The sequence below is a fragment of the Pseudomonas sp. SR18 genome (assembly GCF_023701505.1).
Lineage (GTDB): Bacteria > Pseudomonadota > Gammaproteobacteria > Pseudomonadales > Pseudomonadaceae > Aquipseudomonas > Aquipseudomonas cyclaminis.
The window spans coordinates 181,804-195,875 of the sequence record NZ_JAMQAU010000005.1 but is presented as its reverse complement, the minus strand read 5'-3'; the positions used below and the strand labels follow the sequence as shown (position 1 = coordinate 195,875).

General features: G+C 48.2%; 13 protein-coding genes. All 13 read right to left on the bottom strand.

Annotated elements, in window-relative coordinates; translation table 11 throughout:
* Genes gmd through NDJ82_RS10225 form a run of 13 tightly spaced genes read right to left on the bottom strand, consistent with a single transcriptional unit; the run spans position 1 to position 13,846 of the window.
* Complete coding sequence (gene gmd, locus NDJ82_RS10285; RefSeq protein WP_122306734.1) at positions 1-1,125, bottom strand: GDP-mannose 4,6-dehydratase; 1,125 nt, start codon at positions 1,123-1,125, stop codon at positions 1-3.
* Positions 1,126-1,154: 29 nt separating this feature from the next.
* The gene (locus NDJ82_RS10280) at positions 1,155-2,111 is read right to left on the bottom strand and encodes a GDP-mannose 4,6-dehydratase (RefSeq protein WP_284738582.1); all 957 of its coding nucleotides are present in this window, start codon (positions 2,109-2,111) and stop codon (positions 1,155-1,157) included.
* A 3-nt stretch (positions 2,112-2,114) separates the two neighbouring features.
* Positions 2,115-3,221 (bottom strand): glycosyltransferase family 4 protein, encoded by a 1,107-nt coding sequence (locus NDJ82_RS10275; RefSeq protein WP_250925403.1) that lies wholly within the window; start codon positions 3,219-3,221, stop codon positions 2,115-2,117.
* A 45-nt stretch (positions 3,222-3,266) separates the two neighbouring features.
* The gene (locus tag NDJ82_RS10270) at positions 3,267-4,493 is read right to left on the bottom strand and encodes an O-antigen polymerase (protein WP_250925402.1); all 1,227 of its coding nucleotides are present in this window, start codon (positions 4,491-4,493) and stop codon (positions 3,267-3,269) included.
* Positions 4,490-5,338: a glycosyltransferase family 2 protein gene (locus tag NDJ82_RS10265; RefSeq protein ID WP_250925401.1), complete on the bottom strand. Its 849-nt coding sequence runs from the start codon at positions 5,336-5,338 to the stop codon at positions 4,490-4,492. The genes NDJ82_RS10270 and NDJ82_RS10265 overlap by 4 nt, the downstream gene beginning before the upstream one ends.
* Before the next feature lie 53 nt (positions 5,339-5,391).
* Positions 5,392-6,357: a glycosyltransferase family 2 protein gene (locus tag NDJ82_RS10260; protein WP_502941229.1), complete on the bottom strand. Its 966-nt coding sequence runs from the start codon at positions 6,355-6,357 to the stop codon at positions 5,392-5,394.
* Positions 6,358-6,413: 56 nt separating this feature from the next.
* Positions 6,414-7,739 (bottom strand): oligosaccharide flippase family protein, encoded by a 1,326-nt coding sequence (locus tag NDJ82_RS10255; RefSeq protein ID WP_250925399.1) that lies wholly within the window; start codon positions 7,737-7,739, stop codon positions 6,414-6,416.
* Complete coding sequence (locus tag NDJ82_RS10250; protein ID WP_250925398.1) at positions 7,739-8,758, bottom strand: GDP-mannose 4,6-dehydratase; 1,020 nt, start codon at positions 8,756-8,758, stop codon at positions 7,739-7,741. The genes NDJ82_RS10255 and NDJ82_RS10250 overlap by 1 nt, the downstream gene beginning before the upstream one ends.
* Positions 8,755-9,639 (bottom strand): NAD-dependent epimerase/dehydratase family protein, encoded by an 885-nt coding sequence (locus tag NDJ82_RS10245; RefSeq protein ID WP_250925397.1) that lies wholly within the window; start codon positions 9,637-9,639, stop codon positions 8,755-8,757. Before NDJ82_RS10245 ends, NDJ82_RS10250 begins: the two co-directional genes overlap by 4 nt.
* A 2-nt stretch (positions 9,640-9,641) precedes the next feature.
* Positions 9,642-10,955, bottom strand: a complete 1,314-nt coding sequence (gene rfbH / locus NDJ82_RS10240) for a lipopolysaccharide biosynthesis protein RfbH (protein WP_250925396.1) — start codon at positions 10,953-10,955, stop codon at positions 9,642-9,644.
* Positions 10,956-10,981: 26 nt separating this feature from the next.
* Entirely contained in the window at positions 10,982-12,067 is a 1,086-nt protein-coding gene (gene rfbG, locus NDJ82_RS10235; protein ID WP_191947456.1) for a CDP-glucose 4,6-dehydratase, read from the bottom strand.
* A 2-nt stretch (positions 12,068-12,069) separates the two neighbouring features.
* Positions 12,070-12,843 (bottom strand): glucose-1-phosphate cytidylyltransferase, encoded by a 774-nt coding sequence (gene rfbF / locus NDJ82_RS10230; protein WP_191947457.1) that lies wholly within the window; start codon positions 12,841-12,843, stop codon positions 12,070-12,072.
* A 13-nt stretch (positions 12,844-12,856) separates the two neighbouring features.
* Positions 12,857-13,846, bottom strand: coding sequence for an FAD-binding oxidoreductase (locus NDJ82_RS10225; protein ID WP_250925395.1), 990 nt, complete (start codon positions 13,844-13,846; stop codon positions 12,857-12,859).
* Positions 13,847-14,072 lie beyond the last annotated feature (226 nt).

The window sequence follows — 14,072 nt, the reverse complement described above, 5'->3', positions numbered from 1 at the left end:
TCAGTTCTCCGTTGCAACAGGAACCTCGTGCCCGTGCTGCTTGAGCAAGGCATGACGCTGCGCTACTTTCAAGTCTTCACGCACCATCTCGGCACACATTTCCTGAACGGTAATTTCCGGGGTCCAGCCCAGCTTGGTCTTGGCTTTGGTCGGATCACCCAGCAAGGTTTCCACTTCGGCAGGACGGAAGTAGCGCGGGTCAACCCGAACCACAACATCACCCACATTCAACGCCGGCGCTTTGTCACCGTTGATCGCAGCAACGACAGCAACTTCGTCAACGCCCGTACCTTCGAAACGCAACTCAATGCCCAGCTCAGCAGCCGACCAACGCACGAACTCACGTACCGAGTACTGGACGCCCGTGGCAATGACGAAATCTTCAGGCTCGTCCTGTTGCAGCATCATCCACTGCATGCGCACGTAGTCCTTCGCATGACCCCAATCACGCAGCGCATCCATGTTGCCAAGAAAAACGCACTTCTCCAGGCCCTGCGAGATATTGGCCAAGGCACGAGTGATCTTGCGGGTTACGAATGTTTCGCCACGGCGCGGAGATTCATGGTTGAACAGAATGCCGTTGCAGGCATACATGCCATAGGCTTCGCGGTAGTTGACCGTGATCCAGTACGCATACATTTTCGCTACCGCATAAGGGGAGCGAGGGTAGAAAGGCGTGGTCTCTTTCTGGGGAATTTCCTGTACCAGACCATACAGCTCGGAGGTCGACGCCTGGTAAAACTTGGTTTTCTTTTCAAGACCCAGCAGACGGATGGCTTCCAGGATACGCAAGGTGCCCATGGCATCAACGTCAGCGGTGTACTCAGGCGACTCGAAACTCACGGCAACGTGGGATTGTGCGCCGAGGTTATAAACCTCGTCCGGCTGCACTTCCTGAATGATGCGGGTGAGGTTGGAGGAGTCGGTCAGGTCGCCGTAGTGCAGGACGAAATTCTGATTGTCGACATGCGGGTCTTGGTAGATGTGGTCCACGCGCTGGGTGTTGAAGGACGAGGCACGGCGCTTGATGCCGTGGACTTCGTAGCCTTTCTCAAGCAAAAACTCGGCAAGATAGGAGCCGTCCTGGCCTGTGATACCCGTGATAAGCGCTTTTTTAACCGACATAAAATTTTCCTTTTAAATAAAACCAGCTTCTAGCCCAGCATGCCCTTTACAACATCTGCAACCTTGTAACGCGCTTTCCAGCCAAGCTGCCTTTCAGCTTTGGACGGATCTGCGCGACTGACCAATAAATCGGTAGGACGCAAGAATTCAGCGTCTACTACAACATGATCCTTCCAGTCGAGACCTAGGCAGCGAAAGACCTCTGCCACAAACTCCTCCAGGGTCACCGTGGTTCCCGTAGCAATAACGTAATCCTCGGGAACATCCTGCTGAAGCATGAGCCACATGGCTTCAACATATTCAGGGGCCCAGCCCCAATCACGAGAAATGTCGAGTCTACCTAGTTTCAGCTTCTCAGCCGATCCGCTGGCGATACGGCTGGCAGTGCTAATGATTTTCTGCGTTACAAAACGAGTGGGCCGCAACGGCGACTCATGGTTAAACAAGATCCCCGTACACGCGTACAAGTTATAAGCCGTACGGTAATTCTCAACCAGCCAATAGGCTGAGGCCTTAGCAACCGCATAGGGGCTTGAAGGCTTCAAAGGCGTTGCCTCATTGGCGGCTTCGCCAAGTGTATCGCCGAAGCATTCACTCGATCCCGCTTGGTAAAGCCTGACTGGACGCTCGGCCATTCGGCATGCCTCCAGCATGTTTAGCGTACCCAAGGTAATACTCTGAATCGTCTCTGCTGGCTGCTCGAAGGACAAGCCGACAGACGATTGACCGGCTAAATAATAAATTTCGTCCGGGTCACTTTTACGAAGTGCCATGAACACACTCCGAAAATCTTCCGGCACCATAGAGAGTGTCTTTATTTGCCCAGGCTCGATTCCGATGCGAGCCCAGTTACCGAAAGAGGCACCTTGCGCGTCCCGGGAGCTGGCCCATACAACATAGCCCTTGCCCAACAAAAATTTGGCTAGGTAGGAACCATCCTGTCCACTGGCGCCGCAGATCAGTGCGACTTTTTGGTCACGATCCAATAATCACCTCACTACTTGAGTGTAAACATCCATAGTTTTCTCGGCACAGGAAGCCCACGAAAATTTTCGGAGCCGATTATAACCGGCACTGACAAGTGATTGTCTTTGAGATGAAGAGAAAACGACTTTCTCCATCGCTGATGACATGTCATCAATCGAGTGCGGGTCGAAATAGCAACCGGCATCACCAACAACCTCGGGCATGGAGCTCGAATGGCTGACAATGACAGGACACCCCTTAGCCATAGCCTCCAAGGGTGGCAACCCAAAGCCCTCATACATTGAGGGGTATACAAAAGCTACTGCCTGGCTGTACAGCTCTCCCAGAATTTTATCACTCCCCCCCCGATGAACCACACGATCCAAAGACAAACCTAACGTGCGAATCTGCTCCATCTCAGCCGCAGTGAAGGCGCCACCACCAAAACAGGCGATATCGTAGTCTGCTTTCAAAGCAGGCGACAAAGCGAACGCCTTCAAAAAGCCGTGAAAATTTTTGTAGCCTGTTCTATTTCCGACGAATAGAAGGTAAGGACGACTGGATGCGCCGACAATTTCCATATGCGTACTGGATCCGGCAAAATCATCAAACCCAAGATAAACAACTGAAACTTTCGACTCCTCGACATCGAAGGTTTGAATCAAGTCATTCCGGGTACTTTCCGAAATACAAATGACATGATCTGCTCGCTCTACGGCGACGCGTTTGCGAGCGCTGATATTACCCCACCGGGAGAACTCTTCAGGAAACTTTTCATGCACCATGTCGTAGACGGTCAATACCGTTGGGCAAGAACGGCGAGACGCATTGAACATCGAAAAATATGTTTCATGAGCTACGTCGGGCGCCCAAGACCCCATTCTGCTATTTGACAGCATCTGATTAACTGGAAGACTTAAGCGCATTAACTTTGAGTTTTTTCTCGAAATCCGTTTGCCTTCTACGATTTCAGGCGATGCCTTGGAGAGATACTCGTTGCAATGATAGGGGGCAAATATTTTTGGTGACTGCCCCAATGCAAGTAACTGCTCGGCCAGACTAACATAATAGCGAGATATACCGCCGTAAGTTTGGAGAGTGAAAATCTGATAATCAAATGCCAATTTCATTTTAATCCCCTAACCCTCAATCCCTTTACCGACAATCCAGCGCCATCAGAGACTTCTGGAGCGCGAAAATAGTACAACCCTAGAAAAAAACACTACCAAAGCAAAGTAAGCCAGGTAAACCAAAGTAAAAAATTCATTAAAATACATATTGATGGCCGAAGTAAATACGGCATACACCCAATAAGAGGAAAATAAATACAGAGTCAGCGAACGGCTCGTTACAATCCACCGTGAAACGTACCCCAAAAATAACGTATAGATAGACCCGAAATAACCAAAATCTAAAAAAACCTCGAGATAATAACCATAAGTATTGAACCCACCAGCAGAGGGGGGACGCAATGTAAAAAGCGACGCATAATATTCTTTGGCTTGGAATAGATTAAAAAAAGGTTTCAAAAAAGTATGCAAGCCATAGCCAAACCCTTGATCAAAATAATTAAAAACATCGTGAACATTTTCTAGCGGAGTCGTGAAATACAAATATATCCAGGCAAAAGGCAGTGACCAACTCGGCCACCCATCCAACAACCCAATTTCGAGGAGAGCATTTGGATCAGAAGAGGTTCGCATCGTGCCAAAAACGGTGATAATCGTCATGCCCAATACCGCGCCCACGATTAGCTTCTTCCAACGAAATAAAATATTGCGTTCTCTTACAATTATAAAAACCACCATAAATAGCTGAGTCATCAGCACCGCTCTCGCCAAAGTCGCCATCTGGGCAATAGCGATTACAATAGTAAAAGAGTAGCAGAAAAGTTTACGATACGAATAACGCTCAGCAATAAATACAAATACTGCACTAACAGCAATACCACAAACCACTAAGTAGTGAACAAACGTCTGCGGGAAATTGTAATAAGCCGACAGCTTGTCAGCTGCCAACAATGGAGGAACCCAACCAGCCTTAGCCAACTCATAAAGAAAAGCCACAATAAAAAAAACAAATCCCACAAAATTCAGCAAAAACAGCCTTTTCCCATCATACGGCACACTAAGCAAAATAGATGTCTTGGGCGAAGTAAAGTAATGCAAGGCATACCCAAGTATAAACCCAAGCAAATAAGACAACAGCAACAACAACTCCCACCAATGCATCGGACTCAACAACCCTGACTGATAGGTAAAGTACAACATCAAAGAGCTCAAATGAACGTTGGCAAAAACAAACACAACATCAAACTTCTTAAAGCAGTAAGCAACATTAAACAAAACCATCAGCAATAGCAAAAAAAAACTCACATAAAGACCTACAGCCTGATCTATCATTTTAGCCTTTTAACCCAATTAGTTAAGCGCTCAGGCATAACCAACTTCAAAGCATCAGCCCCCCTAATATATAGCTGCTGTGAGTACATACGGATTTTGTCTTGGGTTGACAACCTTACATGCGCACCCAGAATTTTCACCCGTTGGTTATGGCTCTCCAAACGGCGAACATCTGAAACCCCACCAGAACTTACGCTACTAACTACAAGATCTACACGACTGAAGCGATAATTTTTAGCCCATGACGAAACGATAAAATTATAATCAGCAGCTGTACGATAGGACGAGTCAAGCCCTAGATCTAAAAGAATAGCACGCCTGGCAAACAATGATTGATGGCTAAACTGCATACCCCGCTTAAGATTATTAACATCTCCCGCACGCCGTATTTTTCTGAATTCTCCGTAATCAATTTCGACGTCTCCGTAGACAAGATCAGTCGACGAGCTTTCACGGCCAACAAAAACACTCTCAACGACCTTTTCATCGAAAAAAATGTCGCCCGAGTTCATAAAATTTATCCACTCACCACTAGAACATCTTACGCCCTTATTCATGGCGTCATATATACCGTTATCACCCTCACTCAGCCAATAGTCAATTGACCCGCAACGCTGAATTATATCGAGCGTCCCATCGCGGCTTCGGCCATCAATAACAATATGCTCTATATTTTTATACGTCTGGGAAGCGATACTATCAATCGTCCGCTGCAAGTGGAGCACGTCATTAAAGACCACTGTAACAATAGTTACTCGCGCTGAACATCCAAGGGACCAAGGATTAACACCCTGGAGCCGACGCCCCCCTTCGAGTCGGACTACTTCAGAAAAATTAGCACTCATGACAACTTTCTCTCAGAAAACCATTAAACCTAGGATTTTGCCTCGCTGCAACATCATGAGTGGCGAGGCCTGAACCACCTAGAGCAACGAACAACTACTTTCCGCAAAAAAACCGCTGACAGCCAAAAAATTCGAACATGTGACTTTTCCTTAGAAAGATAAAAATCGGAGATATCATTAAGAGAAAATTTATACTTCTCAGGATACCGCCTCAGATCAAAAAAAATCCTGGCATTGAGCAAACCGATCAAATCATTCCGATAAATCTCTGCAAAATGCGCCCTAGCAAGATTATAGTGAAGCGGCAACTTGCCATCAGTAGAGCCAATACTTATTGACCCTGGATGAGCACGAAAATAGGACAAAACCTCAGATACATGCGCAAATTTTTCATATTGGTGTGCCGTAAGTAAAAACAACAATAAGTCATTACCAATAGCATGCATTGAAAAATCGCTGCCAACTGAATTAGGCACTTGCAACAGAAGGTTGTTTTTTACATCTTTGAGATAAAAAATCGCACACCCTGGTGAAAGCGGATAATTTTTGGCGTTGAAATCCCCTTTAATAAAGTTTTCAGCATCATAAACACCTGAAGCGCCAGCGCAGTAAGAAAGCACCCCATCATCGGGCCGCACGGTGAAGATCTTTGTTGCCGTATATACAAAGCCCACTCGGGGATCCTCAAAATACGGGATTGTTTTGGTCAGAAACTCAGGTGCTATCAGATCATCAGACCACAATATTTTAGCAAACTCACCTTTCGCCTCTTCAACACAACGCAACCAGTTACGCACTGGCCCTAAATTTTCCTGATTACGAAACGCTCTAACCCGAGGATCTGTTTTTGCATAATCGCAAATAATGTCCCATGTCCCATCGACACTCGCATTATCGACAATCACGACCTCTATATTCGCGTAAGTTTGAGCTAACGCAGAATTCAACGTTTCTGCAATGATGGCTGCACGATTGTAGACGGGAATTAGAATACTCACCAAAGATTGTGTAGACACCATAAATTCCAATCACCCATTAAAATTATAAATCAATCTGCGAAACTACGAGCATTAATTCATCGTATACCAGATAGCTCTACCCGAGTAAGCCTATACACCTGCAAGGGCAACAACACGGCCGAAAAAACAAGACTCAGAGTAGCCGCGAATACCACGCCTTCAACACCCATACCAAATCCTTTAACCATCAGAAGAGCCAGAGGTATATTGACAACCATCGCTGCAAGTGCCGTGTATAGTTGGACATTAACCGCTCCAGCGCCGTTCAACATAATCGCGAAAATATTATTCCATGTAGATACCGCAACGAAAAATGCGACAAATATAACCAAGGAAATAGAAACCACAAATTCAGCCCCAATCCAAAGCCCGACAATAAATCCGGCAAAAAAAACCAACGTACAGAGCGCCACAATAACAACAACATATAACTTTAACTGCGTACACAGCATCTTAATGATCCAAGAGGTATCTTCACGATGATAGGCATCGGTATATGCAGACCACAGCGGCGACGAAATAAGCGTATGCAAAAATGTGACAATACTAAACAGCTTAAAAACCACCTCATATTGCGTAACGTGCTCCGGCCCAAACAACTGGGTAATCAATATCTTGTCTGTCGTAAACACTACGAGAACCGCAAGTTGAATAACAAAAAACCGAACACCAACAGATAGCAGAGGCATAAGATGCTTGCGATCCAAGTGAAAACACGGTATCAAATATTTATAATTTTTAAAAAACCAAAAACTCAGTACTAAGTTTCCACCTAACAAACCGACACCATACATCCATGCCAAATAACTGATATGAGCGTCAGTAAAACAAAACAGCCCGTAAGTAACAACCAGCGCAAAAACATTGGTTATCAACTGCCCTAGAGAGATCAAAGCGCTTCTCTGTACCGCTCCCAGCAATGCTGTAACAAGCCCCACCCAAAAATTCAATAGCATAAAAGCAGCGACAATCAAAACAGAATATCTAAGCTCCTCCTCCGAAACAGTAACCGTATTGAAAACCACTTGCCAAGAAAATCTGTAGGAAAAAAACAAAAACACTAACCAAATGGCGCAAGCAAAACCGCCTATCAAACTATATGCAGAAGAGACGTAACTACGAGCCAATGCCTCTTGTCCGCAGGCCAACGACTCTGCAACTTTATTGCGGAGCCCGTTACCAATACCCAAATCAAAAAAAACAACCCAGGACATAATCGTTAGTAGCGTTGACCATATACCGAACTTAACTCCCCCCAAATATGAAATCATAATAGGGATTGCCAAGAAAGAGGCCGCGACAGCCCCTCCCTTATATAAAACAGAGCCCTTGACCTGCGTCAAATAGTTACGCGTTCGCTCAGCGGTAACATTATCGGACATTACTGCTGACTCACCCAATCCACCATTTTAGTTACACCCTCTCTTGACGTAACTACGGGCTTCCAACTTAGCAACTCATGGGCTTTAGTGATATCGGCTACAAACACTCTCTGATCACTCTCACGAACAGGCAGCTTGGTATACTTCAAGTCAATATCATTAATTTCATTCAGCAACCCAAACAACTCCAACAACGAAAGGCTATTGACAACTCCGCCTCCAACATTGAAGGCATGCCCTTTGGCCTTATCGATATTATTTACCGCACTCAGATATAACGTTTTAATGTCATTCGCGTGCAATACATCTCGGACCTGTTTACCAGTACCTGAGATAGTAAATGGAGCGTTGCTTTTACCAGTTTTCAATTCAATTGCTTTCTGACAGAACCAGCCAACCCATCCTTGGTCATAGGTCGCAAACTGACGTCCGCCATACATAGATGAGTGGCGAAAGACCACGGTATTCAGGCCAAAAATTCGTGCATAATCCAACATATATTGGTCAGCCGCTCCTTTAGAGCAGCCATATGGAGAATGGAAGTCGAGCTGAGTGGTTTCGTCAAAGCCGTTCAGCCTGTCAAGGCACTCATATCGCGTTTCCGTTTCACGATAAGAAAACTGCTCCAGATCTCCATATACTTTATTAGTCGAGGAATAGACTACAATCGCCTCTGGAGCATGTAAGCGCACAGCTTCAAGAAGGTTATGAGTACCCATGACATTCACTTCAAAATCCATACGTGGATTTGCTATTGAGGTGGTCATTGCAACTTGCCCAGCAAGATGAAATATCACATCTGGTACGAATGACTGTACAATCCGAACAATATCATTTTGATTTCGAATATCGCCGTGCTCAAAGCTCAAAGTCCCTTGACTTTGCAGCCAAGCTAGGTTTTCCCTTGAGCCACTGCGATATAAGCTATCAAAGATAACAACTTCATCCCCGCGCTGGATGGCGTCAGACGCTAAGTTACTGCCAAGAAATCCACAGCCGCCTGTAATAAGCAGTTTCATTGCACACGATCCTTATCAATTGTTTTTTGTATGCCGGCCGCTAGTGAAGTAGTAGGCAACCAGCCAAGGGAGCTAATGCGATTAATGTCAGCCTGAAAAAACATTGCTTCGTTAGCTCGATAGGGAACGACACCAAATTCGAGTTTCGTAAGAGAAGCCGTCATAGAGTGAACTGTTTCTACAAAACTTTTCACCGGCACCGCCTCACCCGAGCCAACCTCAATTGTTTCAACATCTGCCAGGCTGTTCATATTCGAGAGCATTACATCGTATGCACTTACAACATCGTCAATAAAAACAAAATCCCTTTGTTGAACCCCTGATGCAAGACTCAATCGATCTACGTTCGCTAAGCAGGAACTAATAACATGGGTCGTAAATTTACTATTATCATCACCAGGACCATACATATGCTGCAAGGCGACATTTATAAACTTGATGCCGCTGCCGCCTTGGGCTGCTTGAAGCGCCCCAATGGCACTGAAACTTTGTTTGGACATGGCGTAACTGCTGACAGCTGGGTCAAGAATCGTACCTGTATTTAAAAAAGCCACTTTTTTATTAAGTGACTTTGCTCCCTCAAGCAACAGGAGTCCAAAACGCACATTTGCGTCAAAAATACTGACAAGAGATTCCCCTGCTCGACCATACGAGCATGCTGTATGAACAATGTAATCAGGCGCTACATTTGCGATTGTGGAAAAAACATCCTCATCGCCTCCGTAACGATAAAGGTGGATGTTACCCGCAAGACCTTCGACTCGAGCTCGACGCGATGTCGAGCGAATCAAAGCAGAAACCTCGTAACCAGCGCCCAGCCAATGACGAGCGAGCGCATTCCCCAGAAACCCGGTTACACCCGTCAGGAGTATTTTTTTCATACTTAAAAATTAATACCGAAAAACTCTTCGAGCTTCTCGCCAATGTACTCGAACTGCTCCGAGCCCAAGCCAGGATAGATACCCAGCCAGAACGTCTGGTTCATCGTCCGATCGGTGTTAGTCAGCTCACCAACCACGCGGTACTCAAGTCCCTGGAAGTAAGGTTGCCGTGTCAGGTTGCCTGCAAACAACAAACGGGAACCGATGTTGTTCTGGTCGAGGAACTTCAGCAGATCGACACGCTGGACGCCCGAGCTTTCCTTCAGCGTCACAGGGAAACCAAACCACGACGGATCACTGTTTGGCGTCGCCTCGGCGATTTCCAGGAAGTCGGACAAGCTGCTCAACCGCTCCTTCAACAGCACGTAGTTGCGCTTGCGGGTGTCAATGAACTCCTGAGCACGATCCAGCTGTGCGAGGCCGCAGGCAGCTTGCATATCGGTGATCTTGAGGTTGTAACCCAGGTGCGCGTAGACGTATTTATGGTCATAGCCGGCAGGCAGGCTGCCAAACTGTTGACCAAAGCGATCGCCACAAGTGTTGTCACAGCCTGGCGCGCAGTAGCAGTCACGGCCCCAGTCGCGAAAGGACTCGGCAATCACTTTCAACTGTGGGCTGTTAGTGAATACTGCGCCACCCTCCCCCATCGTGATGTGGTGAGCCGGGTAAAAACTCAGGGTAGAGATATCACCGAATGTACCGACCAGCTTACCGTCGTACGTAGCACCCAGCGCGTCACAGCAGTCCTCGATCAGCCACAGGTTATGCTTTTCACAGATCGCTTTGACCGCTCCCAAATCGAAAGGATTGCCCAGTGTATGGGCGAGCATGATGGCTTTGGTCTTAGGTGTAATTGCAGCTTCGATCAGGTTCACATCAATGTTGTGCGTCTTCATATCGACGTCGACAAACACTGGGATGGCGCCGAACTGCACAATTGGGTTTACCGTGGTCGGGAAGCCAGCGGCTACGCCAATCACTTCGTCGCCCTTCTTGATTGCCCGCTCGCCCAGCTTGGGCGACGTCAGCGTGCTGAAGGCAACCAGGTTGGCGGAAGAGCCCGAGTTGACCGACAGCGCAAACTTTACGCCCAAGAACTCAGCCAGCTTGCGCTCAAACTCAGCATTGAAACGACCCGTTGTCAGCCAACCATCCAGGGAGGCTTCAACCATCAATTGCAGCTCGCGAGCCCCAATAACTTTTCCCGAAGGCGGGATAACGCTTTCACCGGCCACAAAAGGTTTTGGCGCCAGGGCGACTTGAGCGTACTGCTCAACGAGCTTACTGATTTCCTGGCGAAGCATATCGGGTGTCATAGCGTTTCCTGCTTAAAAAATATGAGTTACTTGCCGCATGAAGACATAGCGGCCATATAGGCATTGATTTCTGCGAGGCACAGAGCGTGTACGTCATTTCCGCTGAGCCAAGCTCTGTGCCACTTCACGATATAAGCCAGCGTTGTCTCCAAAGACCACGTGGGCGACCAGTGCAGATGTGCGCGGGCTTTTGACACGTCGAGCTTTAAATAACGAGCTTCATGAGGCTGGGGATTTCGGTCCAAAGCCCAGCTTGCACCCTCGCCCCACGTGTTCACCATATGGTCCAAAATCCAGTCCACGGGGCGGGCATCTTCGTCCTTAGGACCGAAGTTCCAGCCCTGTGCGACATCCTGACCACGCGCCCATAAATTCTCAGCCAATACCAAATAGCCACTTAGTGGCTCCAGCACATGCTGCCATGGTCGGGTTGCCTGGGGATTGCGGATAACCACTGGTTGCTGCTTTTCAAAGGCGGTGAGTATATCTGGAATCAGACGATCTTCCGCCCAATCGCCACCACCAATCACATTGCCAGCCCGCGCCGATGCCAGGGCAACGGGTTGATCCTTGCCAAAAAATGAGTTCCGATAAGCCGAAGTGACCAGTTCCATACAGCCTTTGCTGTTGCTGTACGGATCATGCCCACCCATGGGTTCATCCTCCCGATAACCCCATTCCCACTCACGGTTTTCGTAACACTTATCCGTGGTCACGTTGACAATCGCCCTCAGGCCAGGGCATTGGCGTGCAGCTTCAAGCACGTGCACCGTGCCCATCACGTTCGTGGCATAGGTCTCGACCGGTTGCTTATAGGACAGTCGGACCAATGGCTGGGCAGCCATATGAATCAGGATATCCGGACCATAGTCGACCATGCTGCGGGTGATTGCCTGCAAGTCTCTAATGTCGCCAATGTGCGACTGCATGCCATCACCGACACGGGCCTCGTCAAAAAGGGCCGGCGTCGTGGGCGGCGCAAGAGCGTAGCCCATCAAATCGGCGCCCATGCTCTGCAACCATAGCGAAAGCCAGCTCCCCTTGAAGCCAGTATGACCAGTCAGAAATACCTTTTTACCTTTCCAGAAGTCAGGTGTGACAGTAGCTTTCATCTTCACTCCCAAGTTTTCCAGGGCGCCTTGCCCGACGTCCAGAGGTCTTCGAGATGGTGCTTGTCGCGCAGGGTGTCCATCGGCTGCCAGAACCCCTGATGCTCAAAAGCCATTAGCCGATTCTCGGCAGCCAGATTCATCAAGGGCTCCTGCTCCCACACACTGCTGTCGTCGGTGATGTAATCCAACACTTCTGGGTTCAAGACAAAAAAGCCGCCATTGATCATAGCGCCGTCGCCCTTAGGCTTTTCCTTGAAGTTCAGTACCTGCCCTTGGCGAATGTCCAATGCGCCAAAGCGCCCTGGCGGATACGTCGCTGTGAGTGTCGCCGCCTTGCCGTGCTGCTTGTGGAACGCAATGGATGCACTGATATCGATATCGCCGACACCATCGCCATAGGTGAAGCAGAACGACTCTTCATCCTTCACGTAGTCGGCGACCCGACGAAGGCGTCCGCCAGTCATGGATTCATCGCCGGTGTCGACCAGGGTCACACTCCAGGCTTCGGCGCGCTTGTCATGCACTTGCATGGTGTTGTCACGCATGTTGAACGTCACGTCCGACATGTGAAGGAAGTAGTTAGCGAAGTACTCTTTGATGACGTAGCCTTTATAGCCACAGCAAATAATAAAATCGTTAATACCGTGAGACGAATACATCTTCATGATGTGCCACAAAATTGGCTTACCACCAATCTCGACCATCGGTTTAGGCCGGGTGCTGGTTTCTTCACTCAGACGCGTGCCTAATCCGCCAGCCAAAATCACAGCTTTCATCTTTTATCCTTAATTAATTCGAGCTCACAAAAGCGTCGGAATAGAAATTTTTGTGTGGAAGGCCAAGCGTCACAAGCTTTTCTTTGGCCGAGTGAATCATCTGTTCGGAACCGCAGGCGTATACCACAGCGTCAGCCAAGTCAATTCCATCGCGCACAAGCACATCCTGCACGTAACCTGTACACCCTTCCCAACCGCTGCCAGGACGTGACAACACTGGCACGAAAGAAACTGCTAGCGAACCTACCTCAGGCGTCCAATAAATGTCCTGGGCATGACGACCACCCCAGTAGACCCTCAGCTTTTTACCTGCCACCAAGGCAGGATCGGCTTGCAACTGTTCGAGAATCGCTTTGATTGGAGCAATCCCTGTGCCAGTGGCCAGGAAAACGAGATTTGTAGGCGAAGTATTGCGCAATGCGAAAGTACCTAGAGGCCCCTCAAGCCGTAGCAAGTCGTTGCTGGCAAGCTCTTCGAACCAATATTGGCTCATGACGCCCCCATCGACTTGGCGGATCTGGAACTCCAGTCGCCCATCCTGCCGCGGTGCATTGGCGATGGAGTAGCTTCTTCTCACTCCACTCTTGCCAATGATATCGACGTACTGACCAGGCAGATAATTCAGTGGGTCTTTGGGCGGCAATCTGAGAACCACCTCCACCACATCATCTGTCAGCGGCTCGAATGAGTCCACCCGACAAGGGAGAGTCTTGCTCTTAATGTTAGCGAATTGTCCCAAGTCCTCGATATTCAAGCGGACATCACTCAGAGCTGTACGACAACATGTCAAAATGTAACCAGACGCGATTTCTTCCGCCGTCAGCGCTGACTCATCGTGATGAATGACCTGAGTTTCACCGACCACATGGGCCTTACAGACCCCGCACCGACCAGAACGGCAGCTGTACTCAAGGACTACGCCATTTCTTCTCGCACTATCTAAAATCGTTAGGTCCGGCTCGCAGGAAAATTTTCTTTCGCTAGATAAGGTTACAGTTGACATGGCGACCACAATCAAATTTAAAAACACTGAAAATATACAGGTTCAAGCAGTCAGTCGGTGCCAAGCGTTCAATTTGAACCCTGAGTACATCCGAAAAATCACCACCCCGCCCAATCCAAACCTTCGAGTTAAGCAAATGCTGCCATTTAGCGGCTATTCCCCCGCGGCATCGACGATGCCGACAAATCATGTCTCACCAGCCAAGCCCTCAGTCCGTGTACCGAGC